11 protein-coding genes are annotated in these 17665 nt (G+C 67.3%); 5 read left to right on the forward strand and 6 right to left on the reverse strand.

Annotated features, from left to right (window positions below; translation table 11 throughout):
* Window positions 1–47: 47 nt before the first annotated feature.
* Window positions 48–803 carry a 30S ribosomal protein S2 gene (gene rpsB, locus AB4Y44_RS32470; RefSeq protein ID WP_342921368.1) on the reverse strand — a complete coding sequence of 252 codons (756 nt, stop codon included), beginning with the start codon at window positions 801–803 and terminating at the stop codon, window positions 48–50.
* Window positions 804–1221: 418 nt separating this feature from the next.
* Between rpsB and map the strand changes: the two genes are divergently transcribed.
* The 4 genes from map to AB4Y44_RS32490 all read left to right on the forward strand — a co-directional run bounded on the left by map (window position 1222) and on the right by AB4Y44_RS32490 (window position 6927).
* Window positions 1222–2043, forward strand: coding sequence for a type I methionyl aminopeptidase (map, locus tag AB4Y44_RS32475; protein WP_069265615.1), 822 nt, complete (start codon window positions 1222–1224; stop codon window positions 2041–2043).
* Between the two features lie 269 nt (window positions 2044–2312).
* On the forward strand, window positions 2313–4892 hold the full coding sequence (locus tag AB4Y44_RS32480; protein ID WP_368701833.1) for a [protein-PII] uridylyltransferase: 2580 nt from the start codon (window positions 2313–2315) through the stop codon (window positions 4890–4892).
* Window positions 4893–5347: 455 nt separating this feature from the next.
* Window positions 5348–6031, forward strand: a complete 684-nt coding sequence (locus tag AB4Y44_RS32485) for a hypothetical protein (protein WP_368701834.1) — start codon at window positions 5348–5350, stop codon at window positions 6029–6031.
* A complete protein-coding gene (locus AB4Y44_RS32490) occupies window positions 6028–6927 on the forward strand; it encodes a pseudouridine synthase (protein ID WP_368701835.1) in 900 nt (299 codons plus the stop codon). Before AB4Y44_RS32485 ends, AB4Y44_RS32490 begins: the two co-directional genes overlap by 4 nt.
* Window positions 6928–7014: 87 nt before the next feature.
* Here the strand turns inward: AB4Y44_RS32490 and def are convergent, their stop codons facing one another.
* The 5 genes from def to AB4Y44_RS32515 form a co-directional block, all read right to left on the reverse strand.
* Window positions 7015–7548: a peptide deformylase gene (gene def, locus AB4Y44_RS32495; protein ID WP_342921372.1), complete on the reverse strand. Its 534-nt coding sequence runs from the start codon at window positions 7546–7548 to the stop codon at window positions 7015–7017.
* Window positions 7545–9614, reverse strand: a complete 2070-nt coding sequence (gene ligA, locus AB4Y44_RS32500) for an NAD-dependent DNA ligase LigA (protein WP_368701836.1) — start codon at window positions 9612–9614, stop codon at window positions 7545–7547. The genes def and ligA overlap by 4 nt, the downstream gene beginning before the upstream one ends.
* 297 nt (window positions 9615–9911) lie before the next feature.
* On the reverse strand, window positions 9912–11207 hold the full coding sequence (locus AB4Y44_RS32505) for a cell division protein ZipA C-terminal FtsZ-binding domain-containing protein (RefSeq protein ID WP_368701837.1): 1296 nt from the start codon (window positions 11205–11207) through the stop codon (window positions 9912–9914).
* A 114-nt stretch (window positions 11208–11321) separates the two neighbouring features.
* A complete protein-coding gene (gene smc, locus AB4Y44_RS32510; protein ID WP_368701838.1) occupies window positions 11322–14840 on the reverse strand; it encodes a chromosome segregation protein SMC in 3519 nt (1172 codons plus the stop codon).
* Between the two features lie 169 nt (window positions 14841–15009).
* Complete coding sequence (locus tag AB4Y44_RS32515; protein ID WP_368701839.1) at window positions 15010–16113, reverse strand: DMT family transporter; 1104 nt, start codon at window positions 16111–16113, stop codon at window positions 15010–15012.
* 309 nt (window positions 16114–16422) lie between these two features.
* On the opposite strand from AB4Y44_RS32515, the gene dapC reads away from it, so the two are divergent.
* Window positions 16423–17646, forward strand: a complete 1224-nt coding sequence (gene dapC, locus AB4Y44_RS32520) for a succinyldiaminopimelate transaminase (protein ID WP_368701840.1) — start codon at window positions 16423–16425, stop codon at window positions 17644–17646.
* The last annotated feature ends 19 nt before the right edge of the window (window positions 17647–17665 follow it).

The raw sequence follows: 17665 nt of genomic DNA on the forward strand, positions 1-17665 counted from the left end.
AAAGGGGCCTATGGAAAGCCCCCTTTTCTTGCCGGACACGGGGCAGCTTACGCCTCCGGGTTGACCTCGACGAACTCGTCGTCGCCGTCGTTGCCGCGCGCGGCGACAACCACGTCGTTGACCGCGTTCGCACGGCCTTCGAGGATCGCGTCAGCCACGCCTTGCGTGTAGAGCGCAACGGCCTTGCTCGCGTCGTCGTTACCCGGGATCACGTAATCGATGCCTTCCGGCGAGTGGTTCGTATCGACCACAGCGATCACGGGGATGCCCAGCTTGTTCGCTTCCGTCACGGCAATCTTGTGGTAGCCGACGTCGACCACGAAGATCGCGTCCGGAATGCCGCCCATGTCCTTCACGCCGCCGATCGACTTTTGCAGCTTGGCGATTTCGCGCTCGAACAGGAGCGCTTCCTTCTTGCTCATCTTCTCGAGCTCGCCCGCTTCCACGGCTGCTTCCATGTCCTTCAGGCGCTTGATCGAAACCTTCAGCGTCTTGAAGTTGGTCAGCATGCCGCCGAGCCAGCGCGCGTTCACGAACGGCATGCCAGCGCGTTGCGCTTCTTGCGCGATCGTGTCGCGCGATTGACGCTTCGTGCCGACGAACAGGATCGTGCCGCGATTAGCTGCCAGTTGACGCACGTACTTCAGCGCGTCGTTGTACATCGGCAGCGTCTTTTCGAGGTTGATGATGTGAATCTTGTTGCGATGACCGAAGATGAACGGGGCCATCTTCGGGTTCCAGAAGCGCGTTTGGTGACCGAAGTGGACACCGGCTTCCAGCATCTGGCGCATGGTAACTGCCATGTTTCAATTCTCCGCTAGGGTTTGGGTCTGAAGCCGGCTGCCGTATCGGTGCGCCCTCCCATTTCCGGAGATCGACGCGCCCGACACCCTGGGTGCGCCGGCTTGCGAGTGTGCTGCCTGAAGAAGATGCTTCCGAATGTTCTTCGCGCACCCGCCAGAATCCATCTTTGGCAAGGCGCTCCGCGGCAACGGCGGATTCAGCCTTTCCCACGAACCTCGAACGCGAATTCGAAGGATATGGGAAGCGACTTAGCCGAAGAGTATAGCACGCCAACTGCCCCTTACTCAAGACAGCTTTTACCCGCGGAATACGGCGCCGAGCGTGGGCGCCGGATCCCACCCCGCCTTCTCAAAAATCAGCGACCCCTGGCATTAGGTGCGATAATTCAATATTCGACTGCATTTCCGGGCGCATACCATGGCCATTTCGATCAAGAACGAACAAGACATCGCGCAAATGCGCGTCGCCTGCCGGCTGGCGAGCGAGGTGCTCGATTACATCACGCCGTTCGTCACCGCGGGCGTGACGACGGGTGAACTCGACCGCTTGTGCCACGAGTACATGACCAACGTGCAGGGCACGGTGCCCGCGCCGCTGAACTATCAGCCGCCGGGCTATCCGCCCTACCCGAAGGCGATCTGCACTTCCGTGAACGACGTGATCTGTCACGGTATTCCGGGCGACAAGGCGCTGAAGAACGGCGACGCGCTCAATATCGACATCACCGTCATCAAGGAAGGCTATTTCGGCGACACGAGCCGCATGTTCATCGTCGGCGAAGGCTCCATCCTCGCGAAGCGCCTCGTGCAGACCACCTATGAATGCATGTGGCTCGGCATCGACCAGGTGCGTCCCGGCGGCCATCTGGGCGACATCGGCCATGCCATTCAGCGCTACGCCGAAAGCCAGGGCTACAGCGTGGTGCGCGAATACTGCGGCCACGGCATCGGCACGGTGTTCCACGAAGACCCGCAGGTCCTGCACTACGGCCGCCCCGGCACCGGCATCGAGCTCGTGCCCGGCATGATCTTCACCGTCGAGCCGATGATCAATGCCGGCCGCCGCGACATTCGCACCATGCCGGACCAGTGGACCGTCAAGACGAAGGACCGCAGCCTCTCGGCACAGTGGGAACACACGGTACTCGTGACGGAAACGGGCTACGAGGTCCTGACGGTCTCGGCGGGCACGCCCGCGAAGCCGGCCATCGTCGCGCAGATGGCGGGCACGGCGGCCTGAGCGCCGGAAAAAGTGCCGGAAAGCGCTTCGTGGCGCGATCCGGCGCAAAATGGATGCACTCGTAGAAACCGGCCTGCGCGTCGGGACAGTACGCTCAACGCGAGCGATGCACCCGATGCGGACGCCGCCCGGCGCCCACAGCACGATGAGGCAGCCTGCCAGGCAGCCGACGCACGATCCGACGAAGCAACGCGGCCAGCCGCCCTCGCGAGGCCTGCCGCGCGCACGACCAGCCGCCCGCCCAACCACGCCAGACACGACCCGAGCCCATGAGTGTTCCCGCTGTCGCCGTTCCCGATACGTCGTCGCTGAAGTCCGACTACAAGGCCGCCAAGGCCCAGTTGCTCGAGCGTTTCAAGACCGCGACCAATGTCGACTCGCTGATGCGCGCCCTCGCCCGCACCACCGACGACACCTTGCGCAGCGCCTGGAACCTGTGCGAGCTGCCGGCCACGCTGGCGCTCGTGGCAGTGGGCGGCTTCGGGCGCGGCGAGCTCGCGCCCTGGTCCGACGTCGACATCCTCGTGCTGCTGCCGGATGACGAGCCGCTCGCGCCGCTCGAAGAACGCATCGAGCGTTTTATCGGCCTTGCGTGGGATCTCGGACTCGATATCGGCAGCAGCGTGCGCAGCGTCTCGCAGTGCCTCGAAGAAGCGGCCAACGACGTCACGGTGCGCACGTCGCTCCTCGAGGCGCGCCGCATCACGGGCAGCGCGACGCTGTTCGGCGACTTCGCGCAGCGCTTTCGCGACGCCATGGACCCGCGCGCGTTCTTCCAGGCGAAGGTGCTCGAAATGCGCCAGCGCCATGCGCGCTTCCAGGACACGCCCTATTCGCTCGAACCCAATGTCAAGGAAAGCCCCGGCGGCCTGCGCGACCTGCAACTGATCCTCTGGATCACCGAGGCCGCCGCCTTCGGCAGCAGCTGGAAGGAGCTGGACCAGCGCGGCCTCATCACCGGGCGCGAGGCGCGCGAACTGCGCCGCAACGAAGCATTTCTCAAGGCGCTGCGCGCGCGCCTGCATGTGATCGCGGGGCGCCGCCAGGACATCCTCGTGTTCGACCTGCAGACGGCCGTGGCCGAGAGCTTCGGTTACAAGGCCAGCAGCGCGCGGCGGGCGAGCGAGCAGCTCATGCGCCGCTACTACTGGGCCGCGAAGGCGGTCACGCAGCTGTCCACGATCCTGATCCAGAACATCGAGGCGCAGCTGTTCCCGAGCACGAGCGGCATCACGCGCACGCTCTCCGAGCACTTCGTCGAAAAGCAGGGAATGCTGGAAATCGTCAGCGACGACGTGTTCGAGCGCGAGCCTCACGCGATTCTCGAAGCGTTCCTGCTCTACGAGCAGGTGCCCGGCGTGAAGGGCCTGTCGGCGCGCACGCTGCGCGCGCTCTACAACGCGCGCGAGACCATGGACCAGCGCTGGCGCCGCGACCCGGAGAACCGCCGGCTCTTCATGGAGATCCTCAAGCAGCCGGCCGGTATCACGCACGCCATGCGGCTCATGAACCAGACGAGCGTGCTCGGGCGCTATCTGCTGAATTTCCGCCGCATCGTCGGGCAGATGCAGCACGACCTCTATCACGTCTATACGGTCGATCAGCACATCCTGATGGTGCTGCGCAATATGCGCCGCTTCGCCGTGGCCGAGCATGCGCACGAGTATCCGTTCTGCAGCCAGCTCATCGCCAATTTCGAGCGCCCATGGGTGCTCTACGTCGCGTCGCTGTTCCACGACATCGCCAAGGGCCGCGGCGGCGACCACTCGCAGCTCGGCATGGCCGACGCGCGGCGCTTTTGCCGTGAGCACGACATCACGGGCGACGACGCGGAGCTGGTCGTCTGGCTCGTGCAGCAGCACCTGACGATGAGCCAGGTCGCCCAGAAGCAGGACATCACCGACCCCGAGGTCGTGAAGCGCTTCGCCGAACTGGTCGGCACGGAGCGGCGTCTTTCGGCGCTCTACCTGCTCACGGTCGCCGACATTCGCGGCACGAGCCCGAAGGTCTGGAACAACTGGAAGGGCAAGCTGCTCGAAGACCTCTACCGCTCGACGCTGGCCGTGCTCGGCGGCGCCAAGCCGGACGCGCACTCGGAACTCAAGACGCGCCAGGAGCTGGCGCTTGCGCTGCTGCGTCTCGAGACCGTGCCGGAGCACGCGCACCGCGCGCTCTGGGACAAGCTCGACGTCGGCTACTTCCTGCGCCACGACGCCGCCGACATCGCCTGGCAAACGCGCGTGCTCTACCGCCACGTCGAGGCGCCGGAGCCGGTCGTGCGCGCACGACCGTCGCCGATCGGCGAGGCGCTGCAGGTGCTGGTCTATGCGCAGGACCGCCCCGACCTGTTCGCGACGATGTGCGCGTACTTCGACCGCAGCGGCCTGTCCGTGCTCGATGCGCGCGTGAGCACCACGCGTCACGGCTACGCGCTCGATAACTTCATCGTCGCCCACACCGAGGGCGACGTGCATTACCGCGATATCGCGAACCTCGTCGAGCAGGAACTCGCCGCGCGCCTGAAGGCGACGGGCAATGTACTGCCCGAGCCGTCGAAGGGCCGCCTCTCGCGCCTGTCGCGCACCTTCCCGGTGACGCCGCGAGTCGACCTGCGGGCCGACGAGCGCGGCCAATACTACATCCTGTCCGTGTCGGCGAACGACCGGCCGGGCCTCCTCTATTCCATCGCGCGCGTGCTCGCGGAGCATCATGTCGGCGTCCATGCGGCGCGGATCAATACGCTCGGCGAACGCGTGGAAGACGTGTTTCTGCTCGACGGTTCGGGACTTTCCGACAACCGCCAGCAGATTCACGTCGAAACCGAATTGCTGCGCGCGATCGCAGTGTGAATGACCCAAGCGAAATACCAGATCCATGCGAGCCAAACTGACAGCCAAACATCCGCGCCCGACCACTCCGGAACGCGCCCCCGTCCGCCGCGGCAGTACGACCGCGCGTAAGCCGGTGCGGCCGGCAGAGGCGCGGCCGGCGGACGCTCGGCCGGCATCGGCCGCGAAGACTCCTGCCGGGAAGCCCGTGCGCGCCTCCTCAACTGGGCGAGCCACGCCTCGCACCGGCGATAAGCGCCCGGGCGACCGCGCGGCGCGGCCGGCTCGCGAAGGCGGATTCGGCGACGAGCGCCGCCTGGCGCGTCGCACCGGCGATGAGGCGCGTGGATTTGCGCGCGGCCGTGACGAAGGCAGCGCACGCCCCTTTGCGCACCGCCCCGAAGGCGACGACCGACGCCCGCCGCGTAGCCGCGAGGAAGGTGGCGCACGCTCCTTCGCGCGCCGTGCCGAGGGTGATGACCGACGCCCGCCGCGTAGCCGCGACGAAGGTGGCGCACGCTCCTTCGCGCGCCGTGCCGAGGGTGATGACCGTCGTCCGCCGCGTAGCCGCGAAGAAGGCGGCGCACGCTCCTTCGCGCGCCGTGCCGAGGGTGATGACCGGCGCCCGCCACGCAGCCGTGAAGAAGGTGGCGAGCGCCGCTTCGAACGACGCACCGAAGGCGATGATCGCCGCCCCGCACGTGGCCGCGATGAAGCCGGTGCACGCCCCTTCGCGCGCCGTGGCGAAGGCGACGACCGCCGCCCGCCGCGTAGCCGCGAAGACGGTGGCGAACGCCGCTTCGAACGACGCACCGAAGGCGATGATCGCCGTCCGCCGCGCAGCCGCGAGGAAGGCGGTCCACGCCCCTTTGCGCGCCGCCCCGAAGGCGATGATCGCCGCCCGCCGCGCAGCCGCGAGGAAGGTGGCGCACGCTCCTTCGCGCGCCGCCCCGAGGGTGATGACCGCCGTCCGCCGCGCAGCCGCGAGGAAGGTGGCGAACGTCGCTTCGAACGGCGCACCGAAGGCGATGATCGCCGTCCGCCGCGCAGCCGCGGCGAAGGCAGCGAGGGACGCTTCGCCCGCCGCACGGACAGCGACGAGCGCCGCCCCGCACGCACTCGCGACGAGGGCACGGAGCGCCGTTTCGCGCGCCCGGTGAAAACCACCTCGCGCGATGACCGCGAAGGCGGCGGCCGCAAGACCGCCAGCCCGGTCAAATCAGCCGGGAAGCCCCCACGCCGCACCGATGACGCCGACTCCGCACCACGCCGCGCGCCGCGGGAAGAAGTCGACGGCGACAACACCCTGCGCCTGTCCAAGCGCATGTCCGAACTGGGCCTGTGCTCGCGCCGCGAAGCCGATGAATGGATCGAGAAAGGCTGGGTCTATGTGGACGGCGAAGTCGTCGACACGCTCGGCGCCAAGGTCACACCGAATCAGCGCATCGAAGTCGATCCGGCCGCGCTCGCCGCGCAGGCGCGCCAGGTGACGATCCTGCTGCACAAGCCCGTGGGCTATGTGTCGGGTCAGGCCGAGGACGGCTATGAGCCCGCCGCCACGCTCATCACCGGCGAGAACCACTGGGACGGCGACCACTCGGGTATCCGCTTCTCGGCAAAGCATCTGCGCACGCTCGCGCCCGCCGGCCGGCTCGACATCGACTCGACCGGCCTGCTCGTGCTGACCCAGGACGGTCGCGTGGCCAAGCAGTTGATCGGCGAGAGCTCGGACATCGACAAGGAATACCTCGTGCGCGTCACCTACAACGAGATCGAGACCGAAATCGACCAGCACTTCCCGCCCGAGTTGCTCGCGCAACTGCGCCACGGCCTGTCGCTCGACGACGTGCCGCTCAAGCCCGCGCAGGTGAGCTGGCAAAACGGCGAGCAGTTGCGTTTCGTGCTGCGCGAAGGCAAGAAGCGCCAGATCCGCCGCATGTGCGAACTGGTCGGCCTCAAGGTCGTGGGCCTCAAGCGCGTGCGCATGGGCCGCGTGTTGCTCGGCGCGCTGCCGCAGGGCCAATGGCGCTATCTGGCCGCCGACGAAGCGTTCTAACGCCACATCGGGCCACATCGGCGCCTGACACCGCGCCAAATGAAAACGGGAGCCATCTGGCTCCCGTTTTTCTTGATGCTTCGATTTTCAGTTGTCGCTGTTCGGGTCGAGTTCCGGAAACAGGACATCGGTGAAGCCGAACTTCGAGAAGTCGGTAATGCGCATGGGGTACAGCTTGCCGATCAGGTGATCGCATTCGTGCTGGACGACCCGCGCGTGAAAGCCCTCGGCCACCCGCTCGATGGGCGTGCCGTACTGATCGAAGCCGTCATAGCGGATCATCGAATAGCGGCTCACGGCGCCGCGCATGCCCGGCACCGACAGACAGCCCTCCCAGCCCTCTTCCATGTCGTGCGAGAGCGGGTGGATGACCGGGTTGATGAGCACCGTTTGCGGCACGGCCGGCGCCTCGGGATAGCGCTCGTTCTGCTCGAAACCGAAGATCACCACCTGCAGGTCGACGCCAATCTGCGGGGCGGCGAGTCCGGCGCCGTTGGCTGCGTGCATGGTGTCGAACATATCGGCAATGAGTTCGTGCAACTCGGGCGTGTCGAAGTGATCGACCGGCCTCGCTATGCCAAGCAGGCGCGGATCGCCCATTCTGAGAATTTCGCGAATCATGTCGTGTGCCCCTCCAGGCGCTTGCGCATTCCTTCTTCGTCGAGCACCGGCACGCCGAGTTCCTCGGCTTTTGCGAGCTTGCTGCCCGCGTCGGCGCCCGCCACCACGTAATCGGTCTTCTTCGACACCGAGCCGGCGACCTTCGCACCGGCTGCTTCCAGCATCTCCTTCGCCTCGTCGCGCGAGAGCGTGGGCAGCGTACCCGTGAGCACCACCGTCTTGCCGGCCAGCACGCCCACCGGCGCCTTCGGCGCGGGCGGGCCTTCCGCCCATGTTACTTTGCCCGGCGCGCGCAGCTGCTCGATCACTGTGCGGTTATGCTCTTCCGCAAAAAACTCGTGGATCGCGAGCGCGACGATAGGGCCCACATCGTTGACTTCGAGCAATTCTTCGACCGACGCGCTCATGATCGGATCGAGCGAGCCAAAGTGCTTCGCAAGATCCTTCGCCGTCGATTCGCCCACGTGCCGGATACCGAGCGCGTAGATGAAGCGCGCCAGCGTCGTGGCCTTGGCCTTCTCGAGCGAGTCGAGCAGGTTCTGCGCCGACTTGTCCGCCATGCGCTCGAGCTGCGCGAGCGTGCCGAAGCCGAGATTGAACAGATCGGCGGGCGTGCGCACGAGGTTCTGGTCGACCAGCTGGTCGATGATCTTCTCGCCCAGGCCGTCGATATCGAGCGCGCGGCGCTGGGCGAAGTGCCAGAGCGCCTGCTTGCGCTGCGCCGGACAGAACAGCCCACCCGTGCAGCGTGCGATCGCCTCGTCGGGCAGCCGCTCGATGCGCGATCCGCAGACCGGGCATTCGGTCGGCATCACGAATTCGTGGGCGTCGGCCGGACGGCGGTCCATGAGCGCGCTGACCACCTCGGGAATCACGTCGCCGGCGCGCCGCACGATCACCGTGTCGCCGATGCGGATGTCCTCGCGCCGCACTTCGTCTTCGTTGTGCAGCGTGGCGTTGGTCACGGTCGCGCCGCCGACGAACACCGGCTCGAGCCGCGCCACCGGCGTAATCGCGCCCGTGCGGCCGACCTGAACGTCGATCGCCAGCAGCTTCGTGAGCGCTTCCTGGGCCGGGAACTTGTGCGCGAGCGCAAAGCGCGGCGCACGCGAGACGAAGCCGAGCGCGTCCTGCTCGTCGCGGCGGTTCACCTTGTAGACCACGCCGTCGATGTCGTACGGCAGGCCGTCGCGCTTCTCGCCCATGGCGCGGAAGAAGTCCAGCAGGCCTTGCGCGCCTTTCACGACCGCGCGCTCGGCATTGACCGGCAGGCCCATTTCCGCGTACCAGTCCAGCAGCTCGCTATGGGTGGCCGGCATCGGCTCGCCCTCGAGCACGCCAATGCCGTAGGCGAAAAACGACAGCGGCCGCTGCGCCGTGATTTTCGGATCGAGCTGGCGCAGGCTGCCCGCCGCCGCGTTGCGCGGGTTCGCGAATTCCTTGTGGCCGGCGTCGCGCTGACGCTGGTTCATGCGCTCGAAGTCGCGGCGGAACATCAGCACCTCGCCGCGCACGTCGAGCACCTTCGGCACGCGCTTGCCCTTCAGGCGCAACGGCAGCGAGCGGATCGTGCGCACGTTCTCCGTGACGTTCTCGCCGGTCGCGCCGTCGCCGCGCGTGGACGCCTGGACGAACACGCCGTCGACGTAGCGCAGCGAGATGGCGAGGCCGTCGAACTTGAGTTCGGCGGCGTATTCGACCTCGACGACGCCGGCGCCCTCGATCTTGCCGAGCGCGTCGGCCACGCGCTTGTCGAACGCGACGATGTCCTCGTCGGCAAAGCCGTTGTTGAGCGACAGCATCGGCACGTCGTGGACCACGGGCTCGAAGCCTCCGGCGACTTCGCCACCCACGCGCTGAGTGGGCGAATCGGGTGTGATGAGGTCGGGGTGCTCGGCCTCGATCTGCTGAAGTTCGCCGAACAGCTTGTCGTATTCCGCGTCGGGCAGCTCCGGCTGGTCGAGCACGTAGTAGGCGTGATTCGCACGCTCGAGTTCGGCGCGCAACCACACCGCGCGCTGCGCAGCGGTGGCTTCTTCGGGAGGACGGGCGGGAGTACGGACCATGCCTTGGGCAACTCGCTGTGAGAAATGATTTCGGACGTCAGATTATCTCAGGAAGCAGCGCGTGTCGCATCGGCCGAGCGGCCATCTTCGTGCGCCGCCGAACGGGCCTCGCCAGCGCCCTGGCCGAATGGCGAACGCCGCTTCCGTCGCATTGCCGCCCAGGTCCAGCAAGACGAACCCGAATGCACTGCAACACGCGTGCCGATGCCCGCTACGCTGTATCGCCTGCGCGCAAAAAAGGCGCGGCGCCCTTAGGGCGTCGCGCCTCGTCTGTTGGTCGCCTGCAGGCGCGCGGCGTTACTGGCTGAACAATCGCCGCGTGGCCGGCGAGCCGGCCGGAATGCCGGCCTGCTCCAGCTTCGCGTAAAGCGTCATGAGCTGCTTGTCGATCGACTGCAGCACCGATTCCGGCAGCGGCCGGCGCTGGTCGTCGACCACGCGCCCGCCAATGCGCTCGGCGAGCGACTTCGCGTAGTCGCACATCAGGCGGAATGGCAGGATGTCTTCGTCGGCCACGGGCACGTCGAGGATCAGCGTGATCAGCTCGCCGCCCTTGTACGTGAGGTCGTCGCGCAGGAAGTTGGTGTCGCCGAACTGCAGCATGAAAACCGGGCTCTGCTTCGCGTCGAGCTTCACGAAGCGCGTGCCGTCGCGCGAAAGCAGCAGGCCGTCCTGCGCCGCCACCGCCTGCACGTAGTTTGCCGACCAAGGCGCGCCATCAGACATCACATTGACGGAAAGCTGCGCGTCGCATTGTGCCGCGAAGCCGTCCAGCTCGCGCGCCATCGCGACCGTCTCCATCATGTCCGGGAACTCGGGCGCGGCGTCGAGCGCGTCGGCGAACTGCTGCACGCCGGTCACGAATTCCGAGAACTCGAGTTCGTTGAGCGGGCCGTTGCGATTCGCGAGTTGCGCAGCCGCGCGCAGTTCTTCGTAGCGCACGCCGCTCTGGAGCAACTCCCAGCCGTCGCCCCCTTCGGGCTTGCCTTCGATGTGAACCGGCTTGCTGCCCGCGCGGCGCAGCCGCTGCGCAAACGGAATCACCCGCTCGCCCGCCACCGGCGCACCCAGCCGGATCGGCACGATGCAGTCGATGCGACGGTCGACCACGGCGGGCGGCGCCGAAGAGATCGTCGTGGCGGCCGGCATGACCGGCTCGATGCGCTCGGCTTCGTCGGCGTCGTCCTTTGCGGGTTGCGGGGCAGCCGCACTTGCAGCCGGCGCCTTGTCAGCGGCCTTTTCGGCAGCCTCCTCAGCACCGGATTCGGCCTCCGGAAAGCCGTTGGGCGTCGTCGTTTCCGCCTGGATGTCGGCCGGCGTGTCGAGCGGCGCCGCGGTCCCGAAACCCGGCTCCACCCGCTCGGCTTCCGTGTTGCCCGCGAGCGACGGCTCGCGGCGCGACGGCGCATGCGCCGGTTCGATGAACGGGCTGGGCTCCTGGAACTCGTCGCGCTGCGGCGCTTCGACCGCCTCTTCGGGCATCGGGCGCGGCATGCGCCGGCGCACCCTCGCGCCCTGCCACGCGTTGTACACCACCACGCCCCCGACGACCACGGCGCCCGCGCCGATCAACCCGAGAGTCAACTCATCCATGCATGCTCCATCAGCAATTCTTATTCGACGGCGCGCGCATTGCGCGCGGCGGCTGTCACCGATGGCGCCGCCGGCCGCGCCATCGCGCGCCGTCCGTTAGACCGTATAAATCGATTAGACCGTATTTTGGGCGAAACCCGCCGCAGTTTCCATGTCGACCGCGACGATGCGCGAAACGCCCTGCTCCTGCATCGTCACGCCAATGAGCTGCTGCGCCATCTCCATGGCGATCTTGTTGTGCGAAATGAACAGGAACTGTGTTTTGTCCGACATCGCGCGAACAAGGTTCGCGAAGCGCTCGGTGTTCGCGTCGTCGAGCGGCGCGTCCACTTCGTCGAGCAGGCAGAACGGCGCCGGGTTGAGCTGGAACATCGCGAACACGAGGGCCGTGGCCGTGAGCGCTTTCTCGCCGCCGGAAAGCAGGTGAATCGTCGAATTCTTCTTGCCGGGCGGTTGCGCCATCACCTGCACGCCGGCGTCGAGAATCTCGTCGCCGGTCATGATGAGCTTCGCCTGACCGCCGCCGAACAGGCGCGGGAACAGCTCGCCGAAATGACGGTTCACTTCGTCGAAGGTGCCCTGCAGCAGCGTGCGCGTTTCCTGGTCGATCTTGCGAATCGCGTCTTCGAGCGTTTCGATCGCGCTCGTAAGGTCGGCCGACTGCGCGTCGAGGAAAGTCTTGCGCTCCTTCGCCGCGGCCAGCTCGTCGAGCGCGGCCATGTTCACGGGGCCGAGCGCCGTGATTGCGTTGTTGATGCGCGTGACCTCGCCTTGCAGATACGACGGCTTCATATCGGCCGTGAGCTTTTCCTGCAGCGCGGCCTCGTCGACGCCCGCGGCCTGCAGCTGCTCGACGAACTGCTCGCCGTTCAGGCGCGCGGCCTGCTCCTTCAGCTGAAGTTCGGTGATGCGGTCGCGCAGCGGCTGCAGTGCGCGCTCCGCGGCAAGGCGCGTTTCGTCGGCGGCGCGCAGCTTCGCGCTCAGGTCGTCGAGTTCGGCGCGCGCGGCGCGCAGCGTGTCTTCCTTCTGCGCGCGAATTTCCAGCGCGTCCTGCAGGCCCGTGTGCGCAGTCTGCTCGTTGATCGTTTCCAGTTCGGCGCGCGCGTCTTCGAGCGACGCCGCTACGCGTTCGCTCTGATCGTGCGCGACCTGAATGTTGCGCTTCAACTCCTCGATGCGGTTCGCCATGTTGCGCGCGGCAAAGCGTGCGTCGGCCGCCGAACGCTCGAGGTCGCGCGCCTCATTGCGAGCCGCGCCGAGTTCCTCGTCGAGCGACTCGAAGGCGAGCTGGTTGTCCTCGAAACGGGCCTGCAGTTCGGCGAGTTCCACATCGTGGCGCTCGAAATTCGCTTCCGACTCCGCGCGCAACGCGCGCTGCTCTTCGATCTGCGTGCGGATCTCGTCGAGCTCTTCGCGGATCTGCGTACTGCGCGCGGTGTAGCGCTCATGCGCCTGGGTGAGCTTGAGCACGTCCATCTGCAGCGCATGCACGCGCTGGGTCGCGCGCTCGGCCTGCTGGCGCACATCCGTGAGCACCTGGGCGGCCTGGGTGTGCGCCGCTTCCGCGCGCACGACAGCCGTGCGGGCGTCGTCGGCGAGCAGCGTCTGGGCGCGCACCTGGCGCTCGAGATTCTCGATTTCCTGCTGACGCGCGAGCATGCCGGCCTGCTCGGTGTCGGCGGCGTACAGCTGCACACCCACGCGCGTGACCATATGACCGGCCTTCACGACGAACGCACCGCTGCCGGGCAACTGCGCACGCTGGGCGAGCGCCTCGGCGAGATCGTTCGCAACGTAGGTCGAGCCGAGCCATTCGGTGAGCACCGCGCGCAAGCCCGCATCGTCGATGCGCACGAGCGAGAGCAGCGGCGTGAGGCCCGCGGCCGCTGCGGGCGCCTGCCCCGCGGCCGGCGGCGAGTAGAACGCGAGCTTGGCAGGCGGAGCATCGCTCGCGAAGGCCTTCACCCAGTCGAGGTTCGACACCTCGAGCGCGGCGAGCCGCTCGCGCAGCACCGATTCGAGCGCCGTTTCCCAACCCGCTTCGACGTGCAGCTTTTTCCACAGCCGCGGCAACGCGCCCAGTTCGTGACGTTCGAGCCACGGCTGGATCTTGCCTTCCGTCTGCACGTTTTCCTGCAACTGCTTGAGTGCAGCGAGACGGGCTTCGAACTGGTGAATCTGTGCATTTTCCGCCTGCACGCGCTCGTGCGCGGCGCGGCGTTCCGCGTCGAGGCGCGGTACTGTTTCCTGAGCGTCGCCGAGACGCGCCTGCGCTTCGTGCAGGACTTCCTCCTGCTCGGCCAGCTGCATACGCAGCTCTTCGAGCTGGGCTTCGTCGGGCGCGTCGAGGCCGCCTTCCTCCGACTTCAGACGCTCGTGGCGCTGCTGAAGCTGCTGGAGCAGCTGGTCGGCGTTGCGTTGATGCGCGGCTTCGAGCTTGATGGCCTGCTCGGTGCGCGCGATGCCCGCGCGCTCGTCGTTCAGTTGCGCCTGTGCGTCGCGCCAGCGGTTTTCGAGCGCGGGCAGCGCTTCCTGCTTCGCCGCCGCATCTTCCTCGGCCAGCGCCGCCTTTTCCTCGGCGATCGCCAGCTGTTCTTCGGCGTCTTCGATATCGTCCTGCGCCTTCTGCGCCTGGACTTGCCATTGCTCGCGCTGCGCGGTGAGCGCGGCGATCTGCGCCTGCACGCGGTTGCGCGACTCGACGATGAACTTGATCTCGGCCTCGAGGCGGCTCACCTCGGCGTTCGCCTCGTAAAGCGCGCCCTGCGCGCCCTGCATGGCGTCGCTCGCCGAGTAGTGGGCCACGCGCAGCGTTTCGAGTTGCGCTTCCACTTCGCGCAGCTGCGCGGTATGGCGCTCCAGGTCGATCTGCGCCTGCTCGATCGCGCGCTGCTGGCGTTGCTGCTCGCCCGCTGCCTCGTTCTTGCGCAGGAGCCACAGGAGGCGCTGCTTTTCCTCGCCCTCGGACTGCAGCTCGCGGTATTTCGTGGCGACGACCGCCTGGCCCTCGAGCTTTTCCAGGTTGCTGGACAACTCGCGCACGATGTCCTCGACCCGCGTGAGGTTCTCGCGCGTGTCGTGCAGGCGGTTTTCGGTCTCGCGGCGGCGTTCCTTGTATTTCGAAACGCCCGCGGCTTCTTCGAGGAACACGCGCAGCTCTTCGGGCTTCGCCTCGATGATCCGCGCGATCATGCCCTGCCCGATGATCGCGTAGGCGCGCGGGCCGAGGCCCGTACCGAGGAAGATGTCCTGGATGTCGCGCCGGCGCGCCGGCAGGTTGTTGATGTAGTAGCTCGAGGTGCCGTCGCGCGTGAGCACGCGCTTCACGGCGATCTCGGCATACTGGCCCCACTGGCCGGCGGCGCGGCCATCGGCGTTGTCGAACACCAGTTCGACGCTCGCGCGGCTGCCCGGCTTGCGCGCGGTGGAACCGTTGAAGATGACGTCCTGCATCGACTCGCCGCGCAGCTCGGACGCCCGGGATTCTCCGAGCACCCAGCGCACCGCGTCGATGATGTTGGATTTCCCACAGCCGTTTGGCCCGACCACCCCGACGAGTTGGCCCGGAACCTGGAAATGCGTGGGATCGACGAATGATTTGAAGCCAGCGAGTTTAATCGAGGTCAGACGCACGGCGATATCGCTGTTTGAATAGTGGTGAACGGGACCGCCCGTGCCGTACCTCGCTTGCCGCCGCGCATCCGCAATCGATCGCGCGACGGCGGAGTGCGCACTGGGCAGCCGCCACGGCTCGCCGTACGAACGCGCATGCACGCGTGCGGCCGACGGGAATCAGCGGCAATCATACCATCGCACGCGCGCCATTCCGCGCGCGGGAAGGCCCTGGGCCCGTCCCGCCGCCTGCGTTACCGTCGCCGTTGCCGCCGCCGTTGTCATCGTCGCCGCCGGGGCCGTTGCCGTCGGCGGCGTCCGCGTCATCGGTGCGGCTCGCGTCGGCGTGGGTCATGACGCTCGCATCGGCGCTCGCGTGCGCGCCGCGCTTGCGCGCATCCTGTGCCCGGTGCACCCAGCTCGACAGCAGGGAAGCCAGCACGATGCACGCGCCGCCCGCCCATTCGCGCGGGCCCGGCGTCTCGCCGGCGAAGAGCCACGACGTGAGCGCCGTCACGACGATCTCGAACAGCATGATGATGGAGGCGCGGTTCGCCGGCACGCAGGCGAGCCCGTACTGAACGAGCATGTTGTTGCTGCCGAGCACGATGCCGAGCGCGAGCACGAGCAGCACGACGCGCGCGAGATGCTCGCCCGCCGGCGCGGTCGACATCGGCTCGAAACAGGAGGTCAGTGCGCCGAACAGCGCCGCGCCCGCGAAGATCACGGCCGTGCGCATCTCGGGCTTCATGTGCGGCAGCACGCGGCTCGTCTTCACCACCAGCACGTTGCTCATCGCGAAACCCATGCCGCCGATCAGCCCCGCCCATTCGGCCGCGTTGGCGGGCAGCGGCACGCCGAGCCGCGGCGACCAGAGCATCAGCACCGCACCGAGCAGCGAAAGCGCGGCAAGCGCGCCGCCCGCCCAGTTCAGGCGCTCGTGCAGGATGAAGTGCGCGAAGATCGCCGTCCACGCCGGGGTAAGATAAAAGAGCAGCAGCACGCGCATCACTTCGCCGTGGATGGCGCCCCACACGAAGCCGACGTTGGTCACGCCCGCGGCGAGTCCGAGCATCGGCAGCACCCAGTGCCAGCGCACGCTCGCGAGCGAGCGCCAGCGCAGCACCAGCACGAAGAGGCAGCCGGCCGCGCTCGTTGCCGCGCTCGAGGCCGTACCGGTGAGCCCGGCGGCCGCCAGCATGCGTAGCGGATACCAGACAAAACCCCAGACGGACGCGCCAATCATGATGGCGAGCGTCGGCCAGGCGGCGCGCAAGCCCGTGCTCTGGCTCATGGCTCGCGCTGCCCTTGGGCCGGCCGCGCGTTCGCCGCGCCTGCGCCGCGGTTCGAAACGTCGTTCGAAGATTTCATGCTTTTCCTTTATTGTGTCGCCCGGCCGGCACCGGCGGCGCCGGGGCGGGATCCGGCCGGCGCCCGCAGCAGCAGCGGCGCCACGCTATAATCGACCGCTTGCAGCCGCAAGGCCGCGCCGCGCATCCGTTTTTTCGCCCAGCGCGGTGCAAACGGCTCGCCGGCCCGCAGTGGCCACTCCAATCCTGCGCGCCACGCCATCCGTCTTTCGCTCACGCCTGTCCAGCCCCAAGTGAATCCGCTACTCGACACCCTTCAGTCCTACCCCTTCGAAAAGCTGCGTGTGCTCTTCAAGGACGTCACGCCGAACGCCGGCCTGCGCCACATCAGCTTCGGGATCGGCGAGCCGAAACACCCGACGCCGGCGCTGATCCGCGACGCCATCGTCGCTTCTCTCGACGGCCTCTCGTCGTACCCGGCCACGGCGGGCACCCCGGCGCTGCGCGAGTCGATTGCGAACTGGGTGAAGGCGCGCTACGGGCTGCCGGCCATCGATGCGAACACGGAAATCCTGCCTGTGTCCGGCTCGCGCGAGGCGCTGTTCGCGCTCGCGCAGGCCGTGATCGACCCGACCGCGGGCGTGAAAGACCCGGCAAAGCGGGCGATCGTACTCTGCCCGAACCCTTTCTACCAGATCTACGAAGGCGCCGCGCTGCTGGGTGGCGGCGAGCCGTACTTCGTGAACAGCGATCCGGCCCGCAACTTCGCCTGCGACTATTCGCAGGTTCCCGAAGAAGTCTGGGCGCGCACGCAGCTGCTGTACGTGTGCTCGCCCGGCAATCCCACGGGTGCCGTGATCACGCTCGACGACTGGCGCGAGCTGTTCGCGCTCTCCGACCGCTACGGCTTCGTGATCGCTTCGGACGAGTGCTACTCGGAGATCTACTTCGACGAAGCCACGCCGCCGCTCGGCGGTCTCGAAGCGGCGCACAAGCTGGGCCGCGGCTTCGAGCGCCTCGTCATGCTGTCGAGCCTTTCGAAGCGCTCGAACGCGCCGGGCATGCGCTCGGGCTTCGTCGCCGGGGACGCCGCCATCCTCAAGCAGTTCCTGCTGTACCGCACCTATCACGGCTCGGCCATGTCGCCGGTCTGGCAGTCCGCCAGCATCGCGGCCTGGGGCGACGAGGCGCACGTGCGCGAAAACCGCGCGAAATACGTGCGCAAGTTCTCGACCGTCACGCCCATGCTCGCCGACGTGCTCGACGTGAAATTGCCCGACGCCGCGTTCTATCTCTGGGCCAACGTCGCGCGCACCGGCCTCACGGACACCGCGTTCGCCCAGCGTCTCTACGCCGACTATAATGTGACGGTTCTGCCCGGCTCGTTCCTCGCGCGCGAGGCGCATGGCACGAATCCGGGTAAAGACTTCGTGCGCATGGCGCTCGTCGCCGACGTCGAGGAGTGCATCGAGGGCGCGCAGCGCATCGTCGAATTCTGCCGCTCGCTCAAACCGTAAAGCCTTTTTCGTGCGCGCC

The sequence above is a fragment of the Paraburkholderia sp. BR10937 genome (assembly GCF_040965695.1).
GTDB lineage: Bacteria > Pseudomonadota > Gammaproteobacteria > Burkholderiales > Burkholderiaceae > Paraburkholderia.